The sequence below is a fragment of the Rothia nasimurium genome, from assembly GCF_928392795.1.
GTDB classification, from domain to species: domain Bacteria; phylum Actinomycetota; class Actinomycetes; order Actinomycetales; family Micrococcaceae; genus Rothia; species Rothia nasimurium_F.
This window is the reverse complement of the sequence record NZ_CAKMTJ010000004.1, coordinates 177,325-196,850: the sequence shown is the minus strand read 5'-3', so window position 1 is coordinate 196,850 and position 19,526 is coordinate 177,325. Positions and strand designations below refer to the sequence as shown.

Sequence of the window (19,526 nt, the reverse complement as noted above, 5' to 3'; positions counted from 1 at the left end):
CACTAAAGGTCACTTAAACGCTAAGACTCCCGCTGACCTAGAGGGTTCAGCGGGAGTCTCAGCAGGTTTTTTACACCGGGCACCCAGTTAGTGACACTTTGTCTAGTCACGCCGGGGCGGGCGTCTTAGCGGGGCCCGAGCAGGCCAAGCTGGGCGACGGCGTCCTTCTCTTCAACCAGCTCAGCCACAGAGGCCGCGATGCGCTGGCTGGCAAAATCTGAGTGCTGCAAACCGTGAACAATCTCATATCCACCTGATGAACATTTGACGGGGAAAGAGCTGATGAGCCCCTCGGGCACCCCGTAGGAGCCGTCGGAGGGCACCGCCATAGAGGTGGTCCGCTCCCCCGTTCCCAGCACCCAGTCACGCACGTGGGCTAGGGCGGCGTGGGCAGCTGAGGCGACGGACGACCCACCGCGCACCGCGATAATTTCGGCTCCACGCTGGGCAACGGTGGGGATGAAGGTTTCTTCGATCCAGGTCTGGCCAAGGTTATTGTCGGCAAGTGCGTCGATAGCGGGGCGGCCGCCGACGGTGGCGTGGAAGAGGTCGGGGTACTGGCTGGCAGAGTGGTTACCCCAGATGGTGATGCCGTCAATTTCGGGCACGGTAGCACCGGTGGCGGCAGCCAGCTGGGCAACCGCCCGGTGGTGGTCAAGGCGGGTGAGGGCGGTGAAGCGTTCCAGGGGGACGTCCGGCGCATGGGAGGCGGCAATGAGGGCGTTGGTATTAGCCGGGTTACCCACCACAGCTACTTTCACATCGTCAGCAGCCCGGTCGTTAATGGCCCTTCCCTGCACCGAGAAAATACTGCCGTTAGCTTCGAGCAGGTCGGCACGCTCCATGCCCTTTGTGCGGGGGCGGGAGCCAATGAGTAGGGCGATATTGGTGCCGTCGAAGCCAACGGAGGGGTCATCGGTGATATCGACAGATTCAAGCAGGGGGAAGGCGCAGTCGGCAAGCTCCATTGCGGTGCCCTCAGCGGCCTTGAGACCGGCAGGAATTTCGAGCAGGCGCAGGCGCACGGGAGTATCTGGGCCCAGCATTTCACCTGCTGCGATGCGGAAGAGGCTGGCATACCCAATCTGGCCAGCGGCGCCAGTAACGGTGACAGTAACAGGGTGCTTCATTGCATGTGTCATGCACAACATTTTACCCTTCCCCTGCCCACAACACGCTTAGGCGTCGATAGCTGTGTGGTCGAGCTTAGTCGCACCGCGAATGATGAAGTCCTTACGCGGTGCCACTTCTGAGCCCATCAAGAGGGTAAAGGCCCGCTCAGCAGCCTCTGCGTCCTCCACTCGCACCCGGCGGAGCATACGGTGCCGGGGGTCCATGGTGGTTTCCGCTAGCTGGTCAGCGTCCATCTCACCCAGACCCTTGTAGCGCTGGATTGGCTCCTTATAGCTCTTACCCTCAGCTTCCAGCCTATCCAAGAGCTCGTGCAGCTCCTTCTCAGAATAGGTGTACACCATCTCATTAGCCTTACCCCGGTTGACCACCTCAACCCGATGCAGGGGCGGTACGGCGGCGTACACGTGGCCTGCCTCAACCAGCGGACGCATGTAGCGGTAGAAGAGGGTCAGCAGCAGGGTGCGGATGTGGGCGCCGTCCACGTCCGCGTCCGTCATCATGATGATCTTGTTGTAGCGCTTCTGCTCTAGATCAAAGGTGCGGCCAGAACCGGCGCCAATGACCTGAATAATGGCGGCACACTCGGCATTCGCCAGCATGTCGGTCAGCGAGGCCTTCTGGACGTTCAAGATTTTGCCGCGAATGGGCAGAAGGGCCTGATAGGTCGATGAACGCGCCAGGCGGGCGGTGCCCAGCGCTGAGTCACCCTCCACGATGAAGAGTTCGGACTTCTCCACGTCAGTGGAGCGGCAGTCAACCAGCTTGGTGGGCATGGATGAGGTTTCCAGGGCGTTCTTGCGGCGCTGGGTTTCCTTGTGAACTCGCGCCGAAATACGCGACTTCATCTCGGCGACCACCTTTTCAGACACAGCCGCTGCCTGGGTCTTCTCGCCCCGGGCGGTGGAGTTCAGCTTGGCCGCCAGCTGCTTGGCAACCACCTTGGAGACAATCTGGCGCACCGCCGGGGTACCCAGAATCTCCTTGGTCTGGCCCTCAAACTGGGGCTCGGCCAGACGCACGGTGAGCACGGCGGTCAGCCCCGCCAGTACGTCGTCCTTTTCAATTTTGTCGGTGCCCGCCTTGAACTTACGCGCATTATCGGCAATGTGCTTGCGGAAGGTCTTGAGCAGGCCCTGTTCAAAGCCGGTCTGGTGGGTACCGCCCTTGGGAGTGGAAATGATATTGACGAAGGTACGCAGCTTGGTTTCATAGCCGGTACCCCAGCGCAGGGCAACATCCACCTCGCACTCGCGCTCAACTTCTGTGAGCTGGGAGTGGCCATCGGCATCGAGCACAGGGACGGTCTCGGTGAAGGTGTCGGTGCCGGTGAAGCGCCAGATGTCGGTCACCGCCTGGTCATGAGCCAGGTAGTCCACGAACTCGGAGATGCCGCCGTCGTGCTGGAAGACCTCCTCAACAGTCTCGAATTCGCCGAGAGTTCCGGGCAGGCGGCGTTCGTCGCGCACGGCAATGCGCAGGCCGGGAATGAGGAAGGCGGTCTGGCGGGCTCGGGCTGCCAGGTTCTCGTAGCTGAACCGGGCGTCCGGGGTGAAAATCATGGGGTCAGCCCAGTAGCGCACGCGGGTTCCGGTCACCCCGCGCTTGGCTTTACCAACTACCTGCAGGGCGTCCGAGGAGGCGGTGAAGGGGGCATCGGGCTTGGGGGTGCGGGCATCATCAAAGATGCCGGGAACACCGTGGCGGAAGCTCATCTGGTAGGTCTTGCCGCCGCGATCTACCTGCACGTCCAGGCGGGAGGACAGGGCGTTAACAACCGAGGCACCCACACCGTGTAGACCGCCCGAAGCGTTGTAAGAGCCACCGCCGAACTTACCGCCGGCGTGCAGCTTGGTGTAGACCACTTCAACGCCGGAGAGGCCGGTGCGGGGTTCAATGTCGGTGGGTACGCCGCGGCCGTCGTCCTGCACCTCAACTGAGCCGTCCTTGTAGAGAATCACCTGGATGGACTGGCCAAACCCTGCCAGGGCTTCATCGACCGAGTTGTCGATGATTTCCCAGAGGCAGTGCATGAGGCCGCGCGAGTCGGTGGAGCCGATGTACATGCCGGGGCGCTTGCGCACGGCTTCGAGGCCTTCGAGCACCGATAGGTTGCGGGCGGTGTAGTTGTTTGCTGCCACGAAACTCTCCTGCAGGTATGGACGGGGTGCCTATCTAGTGTAGTACACGTGTTCGGTTTGGTGGGTCTTTGGCGGCGCGGACGCCCGCGGCAGGCGGGGAGGGCGGGTTTAGCGCTGTGGGCGAAAGGACGTGCGGGGCGGCCCGGTCGGTGGTTGTATGGAGGGTGAGGAAGAAAGCTTTTGAAAGGAGCCTATCGTGAGTGCAACTCTTGAGACCCGCCGCGAACTGACTGCTGCTGACCGTTGCGATGCCTGCGGCGCCCAGGCCTATGTGCGTGTGGTGATGGAGTCAGGTCTCGACCTGCTCTTCTGCGGCCACCATGCTCGTGCCAAGGAAGAGGCCCTGCGCGCTGTAGCGGCCGAGTGGGACGACCAGACTGACCGCCTGAGCTAACGTCTGCTCCCCTGTCCCGCCCGCCCCGCCGGGTAGGTACCACCTAAATCAGAAAAACCCACCAACTAGGTGGGTTTTTCTGATTTAAATGGTCTTTTCTGGGAACCGCTAGGCCCCGTACCGGCTAAACACCGCCACCGCTTCCACGTGGTGGGTGTTGGGGTACATGTCGAAGGCTTCAACGCGTACAAGTCGCCAGCCCGCTGCGCGCAGATAGCCGGTGTCGCGCCCCAGGGCTGCCGGGTCACAGGCAACATAAACCAGGGTGGAGGGGTTCAGGTCAGATACCTGCTCCATCACGGTACGGCCTGCGCCCTCACGGGACGGGTCGCAAATCACCACGTCAGGGGCGGCGTAGCGCCCCTCGGCCACCTCACCGCTGATCTTCTCAAGCACCCGGGCGACGTCCCCGCGTTCCACGCGCACGCGCGTCCGCTCAGACCTGTGGGTACGTGATGGGCCTTCGTCGCCAAAGTTCTCGGAGGCGTTGCCGCTGGTCAACGGGGATCCCTCAACGGACAGCACCGTGCCCCTGTCCCCCACCGCGTCAGCGGCCAGGGCGGTGAAGAAGCCAGCACCTGCGTAGAGGTCGTAGACCGTCATCCCCTTTTTCAGGCGGGCGGCCTCAAGCACGGCGTTACCCAGCACCTCGGGAGCAGCCCGGTGAATCTGCCAGAAGCCGGTAGCGGCCACGTTCCAGTAGAAGTCCTGGGCGTAGACGGTGGCGGTCTCCAGCAGGTTGGGGTTGGCGGCACCGGCGATGACGTCAGCGGGTTTGGTGCCGCGGCGACGTCCGCCCTTTTTCTCGGGGGTGAAGACCAGGGTAATCATGCGCTCTTCCAGCGGCCCCCACAGGGCCCGGGCCTGCTCTTCGATGCCTTCGGCGACCTCAGCGGGCGTAGTCCGCGATGACACGGTAAAGACCACCGCCAGCATATCGGTGGCGGCTACAGCCACATCGACCCGGGTGATACCGGTCAGTTTGAGCCGGTGCAGTTCGAGGGCCTCAATGCGCTCATCGGCCAGGGGAAAGCCGGTGACGGGCACGGGGGTTGAGCTTGAGTGCGGGAACATGGCAATCTGCTGGCTTTCGCGCTCCACCGCAAAATGCACACGGGTGCGCCAGTGCAGCCCCCGGTCATCGCCGGGCAGGGCGTGAACGGGCAGTGAAGCCAGCAGCGGGTGATGTTCAGGTACCCCGCCCAGGCGCACCAGCTGTTCCTTCACGATCTGCTGCTTGTAGGCCCGCTGAGTCGCTAGGTCCAGGTGGCCGTATTCCATGCCGCCGAGGGGGTGAGCGGACGCGAGCGCGTCCGCCGGTGCCCAGGGGTGGGGGCGGCGCTGCGGTGCGGGGGTCTCTACGGAGACGACGTCTGCGAAGAAGAAGCGGCCTTTGGGGCCGCGGCCGGTGATGCGGGCGGTGGCGGTCTCCCCCACGACTCCGTGGCGGACGAAGATGACGCGGTCACCCGCTCTAGCGACGAGGGCGCCGCCGTGGGCCGGACGCTCGGGGGTGAGTTCTAGGAGGTCACCGATAGCGGGTTCGGGTGTGGTGGGGGTGGTAGACATGTGTTTCTCGCTTTGAGGGTGGCTCGGTGGGTTTTAGTTTATCGTTCGATTTGCCAGGGCACGGAGGCTACAACGACGCCCGGTTCGTGGCGCAGGCGGGCTTTGAGTTTGTGCACGGTGCGGCGGTGGAAGATGCCCTGCCACCAGTAGGAGACCACGTATTCGGGTAGGTAGACCACGAGCACGTCGCGGGGGGATTTTTGGCGCATCTGCTGCACGTATTCGAGCACGCTGGCGGCGGGGTTGCGGTAGGGCGAGTCGAGCACGGTCAGGTCGACGGGCAGTTCGAGGGCTTCCCAGGTGTCGATGTTTTCGCGGGTACGGGCTTCGTCTACGTTCACGACGAGAGCTTCGATGGACGAGGGGCGGGAGGCCCGTGCGTAGGCGAGGGCCCGGAGCACGGGTTTACGTACCCGCTCAACGTAGATGAGGGCGTGGACGCGGGACGGCAGTGCCCGGTCTGCGGCCAGTTGGTCGGGGTCGGCTGAGAGGGCTAGCTGCCGGTCGATACTGCTGTAGTGTTTGTTGGTTTTTATCATGAGCCAGGTCAGAAAAAGTATGAGGAGTACGGTGAACCAGGCACCGTGGGTGAACTTGGTAAGAATAATGACCACGAGTACGGTAACCGAGGCGCCGGTACCGATGCCGCTGATACCGATATCGCGCCAGAGGGTGCGGCGTTTTTTTGTGTCGAGGGTGATGCGCTGGGCCCGCCAGCGGTTGCGAAGCACCGCGTACTGGGTGAGGGTCATGGCGGTAAAGACGCCCACGATATACATCTGTACCAGGGCATGCACGTTGGGCCCGACGATAGCGACCAGCAGCATAGAGCTGGAGCCCAGGGCCAGCACACCATTGGCGTAGAGCGCGGTGGAGCTGCGCGCTGAGAGGTGCACCGGTAGGTACTGTTTTGCGGCGATGGTGGTCGCTAGCATGGGGAAGCCGGTGAAGGCCGTCATGGCCGCCACGATGAGCACGCCGATGGTGGCTGCACCCAGCAGGACGCTGGCCAGGGGGATGCCGAAGATAGTGTCGGTGATTTGGAGTAGAGCGGGTACCTGGTGGAAGTCTTCGCCCGCGGGCTGCCCGTTAATCAGTAGCCCCTGAGCTGGGTCAAGGACGCTGACCACCCCGGTTTGCCGGGCCAGGTAGAGCACCCCCAGCAGGGACAGGGCAGACAGGCCGCCAATCACCATCAGGCTGGTGGCAGCGTTGCGCTGACGCGGCGGCGCAAAGGCCTTCACGGCGTTACTGACGGTGTTTACCCCGGTCAGCGCCACAGAACCCGAGGCAAAAGCCCTCACCAACAGCAGGCCAACACCGAGCTGGGTGGTCAGCACCTCGGCAGCACCGTCGGGTACCACCACCGTGTACTCAGCCGATACTGCGCGCCCGAGCTGCCCGGTGGCGTCCGCAATGAGACCGCAGGCCACGGTTACTGCAAGCAGCACCAAAAAGACGTAGGAGGGAAGGTGCGACACCCGCAGCATCACCTTGAGGCCGCGCAGACAGATAAAGGTCACCAGAGCAATGAGGGAACAGGCAATCAGCCGCTGATGCCCCAGCAGTACCGGGGTAATCGATTCAAGGTACTGGGCAGCAGAAGACAGCGACACCGCAACCGTGAGCATAAAGTCAACCATCAGGGCAGCGCCCAGCACGATAGCGGCGGTTATCCCCAGGTTCTGGTGCACCAGGGCGAAATCGCCGTGCTCCCCCACATGCTGGATGTTATAGCGGTAGGCACCCACCACAACCAGCAGAATCAGGGCAATACCCAGCCCCACCAGGGGCGAGTAGGCTAAGGCACCGTGGCCGGCCAGGAGCAGGGTCAGCAGAATTTCGTCGGGGGCATAGGCAACCGACGAGAACCCGTCCGCCCCGAAGAGGGGTAGGGCACGGCGTTTGGGCAGGTTGCCCTTCTTGGCGTGCCTGCTGGTGACGGGGGCACCAAAAATCAGGCGGGTGGCCGCGCTCCTAATATTTCTCACAGGCTCTAACCGTAGTCGGTAGAGCCGGGAAAACACAGCTATACACACCACATTTTGCTCGTGGGTCAGGACGCCCCCCCGCGCGGCTATGGCGCGCCGGTTGGGTGGTGGGGCCGCCGGGCGTAGACTAGAGGCAACCCTGCTGTGCGGGGTTTATGTTTGTTTCCGTCGTGGTTTCGTGAGGTGCTAAGTGCCCCATTTTGTGATTATGGGTGCTGGTCGTGTGGGCGTTATGCTGGCCCATACCCTAGAAGATGCGGGTCATTCGGTTGCTGTGATCGATCAGGATGACCGGTCTTTCCGCAGGTTGCGCAAGGATTTTGCGGGTAAGAAGGTGACCGGTGTGGGCTTTGACCGCGAGACCCTCAAGCGGGCCGGTATTGAGCACGCCTACGCTTTTGCCGCGGTGTCTTCTGGCGATAACTCCAACATTATTGCCTCCCGTGTGGCCCGTGAGACCTTTGGGGTGCAGCACGTGGTGGCCCGTATCTACGACCCCAACCGGGCCGAGTTCTACCAGCGTCTTGGTATTCCGACGGTAGCGGCAGTGCGCTGGTCCACCGATCAGGTGCTGCGCCGAATTTTGCCGGAGCAGGCCATGGCCGGTGACTTCCGTGAAGCTTCGGGCCGTCTGATGCTGGGCGAGCTCCAGCTGCATGAGGATTGGGCCGGTCACGCCCTCACCGAGATTGAACAGGCAGCGGGTGTTCGCGTGGCCTACCTGACCCGGTTTGGGGAGGGCATGCTCCCCACCAAGGAAACCTCCTACCAGCAGGGCGATACGGTGCACGCCATGATGCGCACCGAAGACATCAACGACATTGCCAGGGTGCTGGGTGCTCCCCCGGCACGCAACGCTGAGGGGGATCTGGAATGGAAGTAATCATCATCGGCGCTGGTTCGGTGGGCTCATCAAGCGCCCGCGAGCTGCTTTCTCACGGCCACACGGTCACCATTATCGACATCAAGCCCGAGGCGATTTCCCGCAGCGACATTCAGCACGCCCACTGGGTGATTGGGGACGCCTGCGAGCTGTCCGTTCTGCGTCAGGCCAAGCCCGAGAACGCGGACGTCATTGTGGCAGCCTCGGGCGACGATAAAACCAACCTGGTGGTATCGCTGCTGGCCCGCAGCGAGTTCGGGGTGCCCCGCACCGTGGCCCGCGTGAACAACCCCAAAAATGAGTGGCTCTTCGACGACTCCTGGGGCGTGGACGTTGCGGTTTCTACCCCGCGCCTCATGACCGCCCTGGTGGAAGAGGCCGTTGAGGTGGGCGACGTCGTGCGCCTGCTGACCCTCAAGACCGGCAGCGCCACCCTGGTCGAGTACACCGTGCCTACCGACCACCCGATTATTGGCCACACCGTCGATAACGTTCAGTGGCCCTACGAGACCACCCTTACCGCTATTCTGCGCGACGGGGTACCGATTACCCCGAGCGGCGACGACGTGATTGAGGGCGGCGACGAGCTCTTCTTCATCACCACCCCCACCGGTGAGGACGACATCCGCGCCCTCTTTAGCTAGCCCTCTTCCTGCTTATCAGCAAAAAGGACGCCGGCCCCACCTTCTTCGCCGAAGGTGGGGCTGGCGTCCTTGTTACTGCTACTAGAGGGCCGGAACAATCTCGTAGCGAGGGTTGTACATGAGGGGCTTCTCGCGGGTGCTCAGCATGCCCGAGACCCGAAGATAGCCGCCTGCCTCTATTCCCGGCACCTGACGCTGGCCCTGCCAAATCAGGGTCAGCACCGTACCTGGGCTCAGGGGCGGGAACTCCGGGTAGAGCACCCGGGGAGCCGGCCTGTTGACGCTAAACCGGGTGGTGAAGCCGGTCTCCTCATCCAGCACAGAAAACTGGCCGGTTGAGGTGTCTTCGGTGGTGCTCACATCGGTGGTGTCATCAAGATCTTCACCGGTCTCTGCAATGGGCATACCCGTCATGGGGTGGGTCTTCGCCGGAGGCAGGGGCTTAGACTTATCGACCAGCAAGGTCACCTCGAACCGGGGATTAGCCCCCACATGCGACATATGCACGCGGGTCACCCGCCCGGCGGCCCTGGCGCGAAAACGCTCGGGGTACTCTTCCAGGCGGGTCACCGGCCCGGCAGCCCGCTGCTGGGTAAAGGGAGACTCAGTCTCAGGCATGGGCGCTAGCCAATTTCAGTGATTTCGGGGCCGCGGCGGGGCACCTCAACGGTGGGCTTCTTCTCAGCCTGGGCAGCCGCTGCGGCAGCGGCCTGGGCGGCTGCGGCGTCCTGAATGTTCTGGGGTACGCGCATGGGCAAAAGATCGCGCGGGGGCATGGGGTCAGAGCCACGGTTGACCACGATGGTGCGGAAGACCTCTTCAAGGGCGGTAGCGCTCTCACCGGGTAGCACGGCCTTGCCCGAGAAGACACCGCGGACGAACCAGCGGGGCCCGTCCACACCCACAAAGCGGGCAATACGGAAGCCCTTGCGTCCGTCGGGGAGTTCAGCGGGTACGCGGGAGATCAGCTGACGCCCGAAGGGGCCGTCATTGATATCAACCTGGCCACCCTGGCGGCGCACGCTCTCAGACAGTTCCTTACGGATCTCATCCCAGATACCGCGGCTCTTAGGAGCCGCAAAAGCCTGCACCTGCAGGGTGCCCTCGCCCAGCTGCAGGGTCACCGCGATAACCTGCTGGGTCTTCTGGTCAGCCTCAAGGCGCAGGTTCAGCCCCGGGTTGCTCTTAACCATCAGGCCGCCCAGATCGATGTAGCTAGAGCCAGTACGCTGCTCGGTGATGTCAAAGGGGCCGTTATCACGGGTAAATTCCACGAAGGACGCCGCAGGCTGCTGGGTGCCGCCCTGGGGAGCCTCCGCAGGCGCATCGTCAGTGGCAGCTTCTTTCTCGTCGCTCTCTACAGCTGCCGCTAGCTTGCCCTGCTCAGACTCAGCTGCGGCGTCCGCGTCCTTCTTTTTCTTACCAAAACCAAACATAGTGCCTCCTTCGGCCCTCGCCTATCTACTGCTCTTACTGTACGCCCGTTGAACCAAACCCGGCAGTTCCACGCTCAGTTTCGCTCAAACTCTCCACCACATTAAAAGTAGCCGACTCAAACCGCTGAATAACCAGCTGCGCAATGCGGTCACCGCGCTGAATCTCAAAAGCCTGCTCTCGGTCGGTATTGAGCAGGCAGACCATGAGCTCGCCCCGATACCCGGAATCAACTGTGCCCGGTGCGTTCACAATCGTAATGCCGTGCTTAGCAGCCAGACCCGAACGGGGGTGCACCAGACCCACATAGCCCTCAGGCAGGGCGATCGCCACACCGGTCGGCACCAGGGCCCGCTCACCCGGTTGCAGGGTGAGGTCCACGCGCGAGCGCAAATCAGCACCGGCATCCCCGGGCTGGGCGTAGGCAGGGGGCTCAATTCCCTCATCGAGCATCTTGATATCAATCTTAATCTGGTTCATCACCCCTTTACTGTACCGGCTTAAGCTCTCCGGTGCCGCCCACATCGGGCGCCAAAACCCCTTAGACTAGAACCTGTGCGCCGGGTTTGCCCCGGCTCATACTTCACAATTTGTCCCTCGTCGAAGGAAGCTATGCCTGCTACCGCCCCCACCGTGCTGTACCGTGAACGTCTGGCCCCCGGAATCGGCCTGTGGATAGGCTGCCTGGGTGTTGGCCTAGCCTCTTTCCTTGTCGGCGCACCGATTAATATCACCGCTGGCATTATTGCCGGTATCGTGATGTTCCTTCTGGTCGGCGGAATACTCTACGGCAGCTCCCCCACCATCGAAATTACCGAGACCACCGTGCGTTTTGGCAGGGCCCGTATCGAACGTGACTATGTTGGTCGAGCCTACGCCTTCCGAGGTGAAGAGGCCCGCCTCGCTACCGGCCCGGCCCTCGATGGCCGTGCCTACATGTGTTTCCGCGGGTGGATTACCTCGGTCATTCGTGTTCAGATTACTGACCCGGCAGACCCCACTCCCTACTGGATTGCGTCCTCCCGCCACCCCGAAAAAATTGCCGCCATCCTGAATGAGGGGCTGCCCAAAGAAGACTAAGACACCCAAAGACTGTTAGTACCTGGCAGACCTAAGTCTCTAGGCGATACGAGGGCGGGCCCGCGTTGTATAACGCGGGCCCGCCCTCTTACTTTTGAAGTTTCTTAGTCTTTAGCTCTCGCACTCGATGCAGAACTTGAGGTCGCCCTCTTCGCGGGCAATCTGGGAACGATGACGCACTAGGAAGCAAGAAGCACAGGTGAACTCGTCGTCCTGTGCAGGGAGCACCACAACGTTCAGCTCTTCATTGGAGAGGTCAGCACCGGGCAGCTCAAAACTTTCGGCCGCTGCGTTTTCGTCCTCATCCACTGCACCTGACTGCATTTCTGAGGGGCGTGAACGCAGCTCCTCAAAGGACTGGTCCTTGCTCTCTTCATCCTGCTTGCGAGGTGCATCGTAATCGGTTGCCATGGTTTTCTCCGTATTAAGTGTGCGAAGGGTAGATACCCCCTCTGTCTGGTCTGGGGTACCTGCACCTCGGTCTTGGTGTCGACCAACTCTGCGCTCGTCAGGGTCTACGACTGTGTTGAGGTGACGGGTAGAATTGTTCACCATTGCCCCCGATAATGCAAGTGGAAACTTCATGTTCTCTCTCAGCGAGTCACAATGGCTCAGACAGGGCTGATACGGGAGCAGAAAAATATTTCAAGCTCTTGCTGAACTTGAGCGAAAAACCCTTGAAAAACCGGGTTTTTCCAAAACTTCTCTCCCGTCCCCAGCTACTTTAGCTTTCAAGCACAGCTTGAGCCGGTAGTCTTTCAAGTAAGTGTAAAGATTGAAGTGAGCACCCCTCTCTGTTGAGGTGGTGCCCGGCCCCATCTAAGGAGACCGAGCAGTGCGAGAACTGCGACTTGCTGGCATTCACGACGACGGTGAAAACCTTGTCCTCGAATCATCTGACGGCGCAACCTACCTCTTGCCCATCGACCAGAACCTACGGCAGAGCATTGCCCGCGCCCGCCGTATCAGCCCCCTGCGCGGGGGAAGCGCTAGCGGCACCTTTGGCCCCCGCGACATCCAGACCCGTTTCCGCCAGGGCGCAACGGTTGAAGAGATTGCCGCAGAGTCAGGGTGGGAGCCGGAGCGCGTGCGCCGCTACGAGTGGCCCATCGTCGCTGAACGCGCCAACATCATCCAGACAGCCCGCACCGTGGTCATCTCCCCCGCCCCCGGCCAGGGCGGAGCGGCACAAAGCCTCAACCAGCACATCGAAGCCGTATCTGAGCGCTTCGGCTTCGCCCAAGCCCCCATGGAATGGAGCACCTGGCAGCAGGAATCTGGCCAGTGGACCGTGTCTGTCGATGTAGAGCTAGGCGAGGACGCCCAGGCCAACCTACCGCGCGGCGTCATGTTCCCTGCCCGATGGAACTTCAACCCTGCCAACCAGAGCATCTACGCGTCCAATGAAGCTGCCTACTTCCTCATGGGCCGCGACCACTCCCACGATGCTCCCATTCCGGGCCCGACTAAACAGGCTGCAGCTCATCAGGAGGACTCTGCGGAGGAAGCCTCTGAACAGGCAGCCCCCGCCCCCGTTGGTGTTCAGGTCGCTGAACCCCGTTTGACCCGCGTGAGCGTTCCCGAGCAGAAGGAACAGAACGAGCTGCTCGACGAGCTCACCGCTCGCCGCGGCGTCCGCTCCTTTGACCCCGCCAGCGAGCGCAAACTGGCCGACCTACTCGAACGTGCCCGCCGCAGCTCTCGTCCTGCCCCCGCGGCCGAGGTGCAGGCCGAACCTGCCCCTGAAGCCGAAGAACCTGTTGCGTCGGTAGTCGACGAAACAGCCCAGCCGCAGACAGTCGCTAGCGAAAATACCGCTAGTGAAAATACCGTAGAGCAGCAGGTGCCTGAGGAGGCTAGCGAGATGGGTGCCGAATCTCCGGCAGCTCTTAAAGAAGCCCCCCTGCCCGCCGAGACTTCAACTGCTCAGGGCGCCCTGCCTGATGAGCAGGTCCAGGGAGCTGAGGGCTCGCCCGTCGCTGTGGAGTCTAAGAGTGAAAACGACGCCCAGAATGCTGATGCTCCCCTCACCGAAGCTGTAGAAGATACCCCTGAGGCTCAGGCCGAGCAGGCAGAAGAGCCTAAGACCCAGCAGCCCAAGTCGAGCCGGGCCAAGCGCACGAGCGTACCGAGCTGGGATGACATCATCTTCGGCAACCAGCGCCGATAGAGCCACCGTTATCCGGTGTAGGTTATGGCCCCGCGTCCGCCTGTCTAGGTAGAACGCGGGGCCTTACCGTCTAACGAGAAGCTGAAGGGATTGCCCCGCACCGCCAACATTTTCGTTAGAGGCACCACAGCACCGGCAAGCTTTCAGCGCGTACACTAGATACAGTAATCTCTCTTATTTTCACCGCACCAGCCCATGTCGCGCCCCTTTCGCAGACGGGTAAAGGGCTTATAAATACTTGATAAGGAAACCGTGACCACGCCCCGTTCCCACCAGTCACCAGATTCTAAAGACCAGAAGCCCACCACCGCCGACGACACCACAGAAGCTTTCCCTTCCCCCGCTGCCGAGGGCGCTACCGATGATGCAACCGAAGCTATGCCGCTAGCTAACGGTTACGAGTACGTGACTGAAGATAACGGGAGCACCCGTACTGTTGTAGATACGGACGACGACTCTCTGGCCTTTGGCCTCATGCGCAACGGCGACGTCGTTGAGAAACTCACCCGGGAAGAGCGACGGGCAGACAGGGCTGCCGAAAAGGCCGCAGCTAAAGAAGCTGAACGGGCAGAAGAGGCCCGCAGGCAGGCGGCTCTTGCCGCAGCGGCGGCCGCAGCAGCTGAACGTGATCAGCTGAACCCCCATCATGCGGAAGAGGAGCAGGAAGAACGCAAGACCGGGTCAAAGGTCTTTTTTATCGGTTCCGCGGTACTCACGGCAGCCGCTATCACCCTAGTCGCCGCTTTCTTACTACCCCTCAACGACGAAAGCTCTCAACAAACCACGGTAGAGGCGACCCCGACACCCACGGTAGCAGAGACCAGCTCAGCGGCTGCAGAAAGTTCAACGGCGGCACCCGTTCCTAGTTTTAACACCAAGGCACCGACTGTCACGGAACAAGACGGCGGTACCGAAGAGCCGGTCGCCCCCGGCAGTGTTCTTTACGCGCCGACCGAAGAAGCTCCTATAGTTGAGCAGGCCGCTGAGCCTACAGCAGCTGAGACAGTCATTGAAGCTACCGAACCGGCTCCCGTAGAAGAGACGCCGGTAGCAGAAGAAACCCTGGTTCTGGAGCCGACTGAGGTGGCTACTGATCCGGGCGAAGTTGTAGCTCCTGATGACGCTGCACCTGCCGAAGAACCGGACCGTTCCGTTGAAACTGCCGCTACCGATACTGCTAGCGCAGCGAGCCTATCTAGCGCTCCGGCTGCGGACGGCAGTAGCGTAGACCCCACCCTAGCGGCAACTACCGGCCCCTAGCCGCGCGCGGCGGGGCGGGCGTCCGCACCGGTTCTAGCCGGTGGGTAGCATCAACAGGGGCACCTGTGTTTCCTCAAGTGTGAGCGATCCGTGCTGACCCACCATCTGCAGGGCGTGGGGCTTGTAGTGCCGCATGTCGTAGAGGGCGATAGGTTCGCGGGCAGCCACGATAATATCGCCGATACGGCGGCGGGCCTCGTCGGTTATCGGCTGACCAAAATAACCGGCATCGAACAGATCTTCTGAGTCAAAGACCCAGGCCTGTTCTCCCCATGCCTCAGCCCACCGGCCCAGGGCGTCCTGGCGAGCAGAAGTACTGGCGTCCTTTAGGTAGAGCTGCACCATGCGGGGTTCACCCGCCGTCAGCTCAATATTATCCAGCAGAGCCGTATCGGCCGAGTAATCAATGCGATTCTCAGGGGCGATATCGACCATGCCGTGATCCGCCGTCACCAGTAGTAACACGTGCGGGGGCAGTCTGCGAGCCAGCGACTTCAGCGCGAGGTTCAGCTCTTCAAGCTGCTCTAGCCACTGGTCGGACCGGGTACCAAACTTGTGCCCGGCCTGGTCAATTTCCCCCCAGTAGAGGTAGACCAGGGACGGCTTACGGGAGTTCAGCAGGCTAGCAGCTAGGGTGGTGCGGGCGGCATACCCGGCTGCGTGTACGAAGCGTCCGCCCCGCAGACCCGCTTCGCTCAAACCGGTGCCCGCGTACTTGCTCAGCGATACTGTCGCTACATCCAGATGGTTTTGGTAGCGCTCAAAGACCGTGGGGTGGGGCTGCCACTGGTGGGGGTCAACGGCTTTGTCCCAGCCCGACAGCTGGTTCATCACGGTTCCTGTCGCCGGGTTTTTCACCTCGTACCCGGCCATGCCGTGGTAGCCCGGTGGGGTTGCTGTGCCCAGGCTACTGAGTGAAGCCACCGTGGTTGAGGGGACGGCCGAGTGAATCGGGCCGAGCTGGGTGGCCTTCTTCAGGAAGGGGGCATAGGAGCCGTAGGCATTCAGCAGGCTCTGCCCCAGACCGTCGACCATGACCAGGCAGACGCTGCGGTAGCGGGTAGGGTCAACCCCGGCGGCGCGCAGGCGGTCTGCCAGGCCGAGCAGGTCGTGACGTCCTGCCCCGTGCAGGGGGTGCGGGTCGGGGGTGATAGATCCCTGGGCGACCAGGGTGCCGCAGGATTCGAAGAGGTCAGCTAGGTTGTTACCGCCATAGCCGGGTTCGGTGGGTAGGGCGTTACCGCAGTAATCGGTTAGGACGCTCATCTTAGGCTCCTGCCTGCGCGGGGCCGCCTGCTGGGGCGGCAACCTGGTTCATAGCTGCCATATGGGCAGAGCGCAGAGCGCGGGCGAAGCTCCGGGCCTGGGCGGTAGCCTCTTCCCCGTCGGCCGGGGCGCTCACGCGCAGGAGCATGTCTTCCCGGGGGCCCATGCCGGTGTAGCCGTGGTCGGCGTCGCAAGCGGGGTCGGGGCAGTCTGCCGGTTGTACGTCAAGGCGCTGGGAGCCCGTCCAGGCAATCAGCATTGAGACTTCTGAAACGGGGCTACCGGCCCGGTAGTGCTGGGGTTGTGGGTAGGTGTAACTGATGGTCAGGGTTCGAATACGGCTCACGTGCAGGGTCTCAACCGACACGTGGGCGAGCACCTGCTGGCCGCTTTCGTCGAGGTTCTGGTCATCCAGGTGGGCAACCAGGAGCATCTGACCGGCCAGCACCAGCACCGTAATGTGGCGGTGCACCTCGTTCTGGTCAAAGTGGGTCTCTACCTGAACCAGGTGCGAGGTAGGCACCAGCCCCGCCAGGGCTTCATCGACCGTATCGAGGACGAGCTCGGGGTAAAAGCCTGCCTGCTGAATATCCCTGGTGAGGGCTTCGGCTGCGCTGAGGTTCATCGTCTCGTCTCTTTCTAGGGTAGATATGGCCGGTAGGTCTACCCTCCATCTTAGGTCATGGCCAGGTTACACTTAGCTGCTCATGGTTCGGCGGGCAGAATCGGTGCGCTGCTGGGGGTTGCCCAGGCGTATCTTGGCGCCCACCACCGTGAGGGTCTCTTGTGAGAGCAGGACGGGGTTGAGCTCAAGGTAGGCAATCTCGGGGTGGTTGTCCTTCATCAGGGCTACCCGGGCGCAGAGGTCTTCGAGCAGGTCAACCCGCACCTGGGGCAGGTCGCCGTCGGCAAAGAGCTTGGCTGCTGCCTTAGGCGAGCGCACCATCTTGTAGACATCTCGTTCGGTCAGCGGTGGGATGCGGTGGGCCCAGTCTTCCAACAGACTGGTGGCATCCCCAGCCATGCCGAAGGAGACCACGGGGCCAATCAGGGGGTCTTCGATGCCGGTGAGTACCGCTGTTTGGCCGGCCGGGGCCTGTTTCTGCACGGTGAGGTCGAACCTGCCGTAGGGTTCAAGCACGCGGTGCATCTGGGCTATTTCGCTGATGAGTTCGGCGTCGCTTTCAATGCCCAGGCGCACACCGCCCAGATCTATGCGGTGGCGCAGGAAGTCGTCTGTGGTTTTCAAAACGACCGGGTAGCCGCCTGCCCGGGCAGCGGCCTCAACCGCTTCTTCTGCGGTGTCAAAACCGTACTCGGGCAGCAGGCTAATGCCATAGTGGGCAAGGAGTTCTTCGGTGGCAGAAGCCGGTACATCGAGCAGGTTCTCGCCGCTCACCTGGGTCAGGTGCTGGGCAATGTCAGCGGCCGCAGCCTTGGGGCTGACGTTCTCGGGAGTAGCCAGAACCCCGGTTTCTTTCTCGCGCCACTCCACATAGTCCATGACGCTTGCCAGGGCCAGGATAGAAGCCCCCGGGGACTCAAAGCAGGGCAGCCCTTCTTGCAGGATGGGGGCGCTCTCCCCCGCTGTGTCCCCCTCTGCCGGGGCGGGCGTCCGCTCATCCGGGTCTTCCCAGATTCCGCGAAGGGCTGCGTCGAAACTCAGGGTGCCGGGGAAGGAGGCCACTACAGGTTTACCCGTCTTTTGCCCTGCTCGGTAGAGCACGCGGGCAACATCCTTGGGGTCGATAGAGTCGCCGGTGAGAAAGACGCCAATGGCAGCATCAATATCTGATGCTTCGAGGGCGCTGGTTGCCACATCTTCAAGCACCTCTAGCCCGTCGATGCCGTCGTCGGTAAGCCTCAGCATGGACTCAGTCACCCGCACATCAATGTTCAGGCCCTCAGATTTATCGGCGATAATCTGCCCCAGGGCTGAGGCGTTGGAGAGGATAGCCACACGCCGCCCAGCGGGAAGGGGCTGGGAGACCAGCACCTGGGCAACGTCAAGCACCTGGTCGAAGGTTTCGGCGCTGATAACTCCGGCCTGCTTGAACATGGCGTCCAGGGCTTCGGTGGGGGCGATGGAGGTTCGCCCCGAATGCCCGGGAGGGAGCTGCTGGCCGGTCACAGCGTTCTTGGCCACGAGCACGGGCTTGACGCGGGAAAGCCTGCGGGCGATACGGGAGAACTTTCGGGGGTTGCCGATAGATTCAAGGTAGAGGGCGCAGACGCGGGTTGCTTCGTCATCTTCCCAGTACTGCATGATGTCGTTACCCGACACATCTGCGCGGTTGCCCGCTGAAACCAGGGACGATACACCGATATTGCGCTTGACGGCGGTGTTAGAGAACATGGCGCCAATAGCTGAGGACTGGCTAAAGAGACCCAGGGCGCCAGGCTTGGGGTCCTGGGCGCTGATAGTGGCGTCAAGGCGGACGCCAGGGTTATTGTTCAGCAGGCCGAAGGAGGCAGGGCCGATGACGCGCATACCGTGGCTACGGGCTGATTTCACCAGGGCTTTTTGGCGGGCGCGGCCGCGGGCCCCGTCGTCCGCGTAGCCGGAGGTGTAGATGAGGACGCCGCGGACGCCCGCCTCGCCGCAGGCTTCTACGGCTGCGGCTACCTCGGCGATGGGGACGGCGATAATAGCTAAATCTACACGGGCCGGTACTTCACCGATGCTGGGGTAAATGGGCACCTCACCGGCAGGTAGCTGATCCTCGTTAACTCCGTAGAGGGTGCCGGTGAATCCGCCTGCCACCAGGGTTTTAATGACCTTGTGGCCGTTGGCTTCCCAGCGGGGTGCTGTACCGATCACGGCAACGGTGTCGGGGGCAAGGAGCTCGGCGATAGATTTGGCTTCAGCGCGGTGTTCACGGGCTTCCATCACGCCGCGGGAGCGGTCGGTGGGGTCGATGTTGAAATAGACCATGACCAGGCCATCTTCGAATTCCCGGGAGATTTCGTAACCTGCATCGGTAAAGACATTGAGCATTTTCCGGTTCTGGGGCAGCACTTCGGCGCTAAACCTGTCGATACCCCGCTCATTCGCCGCGGCTGCAAGGTGTTCTAGCAGAATCGAACCGATGCCGCGGCCCTGGTGGGCATCGGAAATCATGAAGGCTACTTCAGCCTCGTTGGGGTTGTGGGTGCGGTCGTAGCGGCCGATGCCGATCATTTCATCGCCCAGCATGATGACGAAGGCGACCCGGTTATTGTGGTCCACCGTGGTGAACCGGGTTAGTTCTTTGTCGCTCAGGGTGGGCTTGTGGGTGAAGAAACGCAGGTAGATAGTGCGTTCAGACTGGCCCGCGTACATTTTTTCGAGGGCTGCCCGGTCGGTGGGGACGACGGGGCGCAGGTTGGCGGTGGCTCCGTCGCGCAGGACGACGTCCGCCTCCCAGTGGGCCGGGTAGATGAAGGGGATTTCGTCGGTTGTGGGGTGGGCTGGGTCAGCCGGGGTGAAACGCGGGGCCTGGCCGTCCTGCTCGTAGCGGCCTGCGGGTGCTTCTGATTCAGTCACGGGGTGCTCCTGGGCGTGCTGGGGGGGCGCTTTCCCC

The 19,526-nt window shown here is 62.2% G+C and carries 17 protein-coding genes; 6 read left to right on the top strand and 11 right to left on the bottom strand.

All coding sequences use genetic code 11. From position 1 onward, the window contains the following. Positions 1-125 precede the first annotated feature (125 nt). Entirely contained in the window at positions 126-1,142 is a 1,017-nt protein-coding gene (locus L6963_RS06205; RefSeq protein ID WP_237207137.1) for a malate dehydrogenase, read from the bottom strand. A gap of 36 nt (positions 1,143-1,178) precedes the next feature. Next, positions 1,179-3,272, bottom strand: a complete 2,094-nt coding sequence (locus L6963_RS06200) for a DNA gyrase/topoisomerase IV subunit B (RefSeq protein WP_237207138.1) — start codon at positions 3,270-3,272, stop codon at positions 1,179-1,181. Positions 3,273-3,468: 196 nt separating this feature from the next. Between L6963_RS06200 and L6963_RS06195 the strand changes: the two genes are divergently transcribed. Continuing rightward, positions 3,469-3,666: a DUF7455 domain-containing protein gene (locus L6963_RS06195; protein WP_135011882.1), complete on the top strand. Its 198-nt coding sequence runs from the start codon at positions 3,469-3,471 to the stop codon at positions 3,664-3,666. A 108-nt stretch (positions 3,667-3,774) separates the two neighbouring features. Here the strand turns inward: L6963_RS06195 and L6963_RS06190 are convergent, their stop codons facing one another. Next, complete coding sequence (locus L6963_RS06190) at positions 3,775-5,235, bottom strand: class I SAM-dependent RNA methyltransferase (protein ID WP_237207139.1); 1,461 nt, start codon at positions 5,233-5,235, stop codon at positions 3,775-3,777. A 38-nt stretch (positions 5,236-5,273) separates the two neighbouring features. Then, on the bottom strand, positions 5,274-7,226 hold the full coding sequence (locus L6963_RS06185; RefSeq protein ID WP_237207140.1) for an APC family permease: 1,953 nt from the start codon (positions 7,224-7,226) through the stop codon (positions 5,274-5,276). 190 nt (positions 7,227-7,416) lie between these two features. Between L6963_RS06185 and L6963_RS06180 the strand changes: the two genes are divergently transcribed. Both L6963_RS06180 and L6963_RS06175 read left to right on the top strand, forming a co-directional pair. Beyond that, entirely contained in the window at positions 7,417-8,109 is a 693-nt protein-coding gene (locus L6963_RS06180; RefSeq protein ID WP_237199538.1) for a potassium channel family protein, read from the top strand. Continuing rightward, positions 8,100-8,753: a potassium channel family protein gene (locus L6963_RS06175; RefSeq protein WP_237185374.1), complete on the top strand. Its 654-nt coding sequence runs from the start codon at positions 8,100-8,102 to the stop codon at positions 8,751-8,753. The genes L6963_RS06180 and L6963_RS06175 overlap by 10 nt, the downstream gene beginning before the upstream one ends. 81 nt (positions 8,754-8,834) lie before the next feature. Here the strand turns inward: L6963_RS06175 and L6963_RS06170 are convergent, their stop codons facing one another. The 3 genes from L6963_RS06170 to dut are packed head-to-tail and all read right to left on the bottom strand — an operon-like array spanning position 8,835 to position 10,667. Next, positions 8,835-9,371: an asparaginase gene (locus L6963_RS06170; RefSeq protein ID WP_237207141.1), complete on the bottom strand. Its 537-nt coding sequence runs from the start codon at positions 9,369-9,371 to the stop codon at positions 8,835-8,837. A gap of 5 nt (positions 9,372-9,376) precedes the next feature. Further along, positions 9,377-10,189 carry a DUF3710 domain-containing protein gene (locus tag L6963_RS06165; protein WP_237207142.1) on the bottom strand — a complete coding sequence of 271 codons (813 nt, stop codon included), beginning with the start codon at positions 10,187-10,189 and terminating at the stop codon, positions 9,377-9,379. Between the two features lie 34 nt (positions 10,190-10,223). After that, positions 10,224-10,667: a dUTP diphosphatase gene (gene dut, locus L6963_RS06160; RefSeq protein WP_237207143.1), complete on the bottom strand. Its 444-nt coding sequence runs from the start codon at positions 10,665-10,667 to the stop codon at positions 10,224-10,226. 132 nt (positions 10,668-10,799) lie between these two features. Between dut and L6963_RS06155 the strand changes: the two genes are divergently transcribed. Continuing rightward, on the top strand, positions 10,800-11,267 hold the full coding sequence (locus L6963_RS06155; RefSeq protein WP_237207144.1) for a DUF3093 domain-containing protein: 468 nt from the start codon (positions 10,800-10,802) through the stop codon (positions 11,265-11,267). A gap of 111 nt (positions 11,268-11,378) precedes the next feature. Here L6963_RS06155 and L6963_RS06150 read toward each other — a convergent pair whose 3' ends face one another. Further along, positions 11,379-11,678 (bottom strand): DUF4193 domain-containing protein, encoded by a 300-nt coding sequence (locus tag L6963_RS06150; protein ID WP_083091691.1) that lies wholly within the window; start codon positions 11,676-11,678, stop codon positions 11,379-11,381. A gap of 424 nt (positions 11,679-12,102) precedes the next feature. On the opposite strand from L6963_RS06150, the gene sepH reads away from it, so the two are divergent. Both sepH and L6963_RS06140 read left to right on the top strand, forming a co-directional pair. Next, positions 12,103-13,437 (top strand): septation protein SepH, encoded by a 1,335-nt coding sequence (gene sepH, locus L6963_RS06145; RefSeq protein ID WP_237207145.1) that lies wholly within the window; start codon positions 12,103-12,105, stop codon positions 13,435-13,437. 252 nt (positions 13,438-13,689) lie between these two features. Beyond that, complete coding sequence (locus tag L6963_RS06140) at positions 13,690-14,697, top strand: hypothetical protein (protein ID WP_237207146.1); 1,008 nt, start codon at positions 13,690-13,692, stop codon at positions 14,695-14,697. A 33-nt stretch (positions 14,698-14,730) separates the two neighbouring features. Here the strand turns inward: L6963_RS06140 and L6963_RS06135 are convergent, their stop codons facing one another. The 3 genes from L6963_RS06135 to L6963_RS06125 all read right to left on the bottom strand — a co-directional run bounded on the left by L6963_RS06135 (position 14,731) and on the right by L6963_RS06125 (position 19,489). After that, positions 14,731-15,963: an alkaline phosphatase family protein gene (locus L6963_RS06135; RefSeq protein ID WP_237207147.1), complete on the bottom strand. Its 1,233-nt coding sequence runs from the start codon at positions 15,961-15,963 to the stop codon at positions 14,731-14,733. A 1-nt stretch (position 15,964) separates the two neighbouring features. Further along, positions 15,965-16,588: a DUF5998 family protein gene (locus L6963_RS06130; RefSeq protein ID WP_237199753.1), complete on the bottom strand. Its 624-nt coding sequence runs from the start codon at positions 16,586-16,588 to the stop codon at positions 15,965-15,967. A 72-nt stretch (positions 16,589-16,660) separates the two neighbouring features. Continuing rightward, entirely contained in the window at positions 16,661-19,489 is a 2,829-nt protein-coding gene (locus L6963_RS06125; protein WP_336603538.1) for a GNAT family N-acetyltransferase, read from the bottom strand. Between the last annotated feature and the right edge of the window lie 37 nt (positions 19,490-19,526).

Bases quoted from the DNA above. Each gene is read 5' to 3' on its own strand.
- L6963_RS06205 (WP_237207137.1), bottom strand. From the start codon at position 1,142: ATGACACATGCAATGAAGCACCCTGTTACTGTCACCGTTACTGGCGCC.
- L6963_RS06190 (WP_237207139.1), bottom strand. From the start codon at position 5,235: ATGTCTACCACCCCCACCACACCCGAACCCGCTATCGGTGACCTCCTA.
- L6963_RS06175 (WP_237185374.1), top strand. From the start codon at position 8,100: ATGGAAGTAATCATCATCGGCGCTGGTTCGGTGGGCTCATCAAGCGCC.
- L6963_RS06170 (WP_237207141.1), bottom strand. From the start codon at position 9,371: ATGCCTGAGACTGAGTCTCCCTTTACCCAGCAGCGGGCTGCCGGGCCG.
- L6963_RS06165 (WP_237207142.1), bottom strand. From the start codon at position 10,189: ATGTTTGGTTTTGGTAAGAAAAAGAAGGACGCGGACGCCGCAGCTGAG.
- dut (WP_237207143.1), bottom strand. From the start codon at position 10,667: ATGAACCAGATTAAGATTGATATCAAGATGCTCGATGAGGGAATTGAG.
- L6963_RS06155 (WP_237207144.1), top strand. From the start codon at position 10,800: ATGCCTGCTACCGCCCCCACCGTGCTGTACCGTGAACGTCTGGCCCCC.
- L6963_RS06150 (WP_083091691.1), bottom strand. From the start codon at position 11,678: ATGGCAACCGATTACGATGCACCTCGCAAGCAGGATGAAGAGAGCAAG.
- L6963_RS06135 (WP_237207147.1), bottom strand. From the start codon at position 15,963: ATGAGCGTCCTAACCGATTACTGCGGTAACGCCCTACCCACCGAACCC.
- L6963_RS06130 (WP_237199753.1), bottom strand. From the start codon at position 16,588: ATGAACCTCAGCGCAGCCGAAGCCCTCACCAGGGATATTCAGCAGGCA.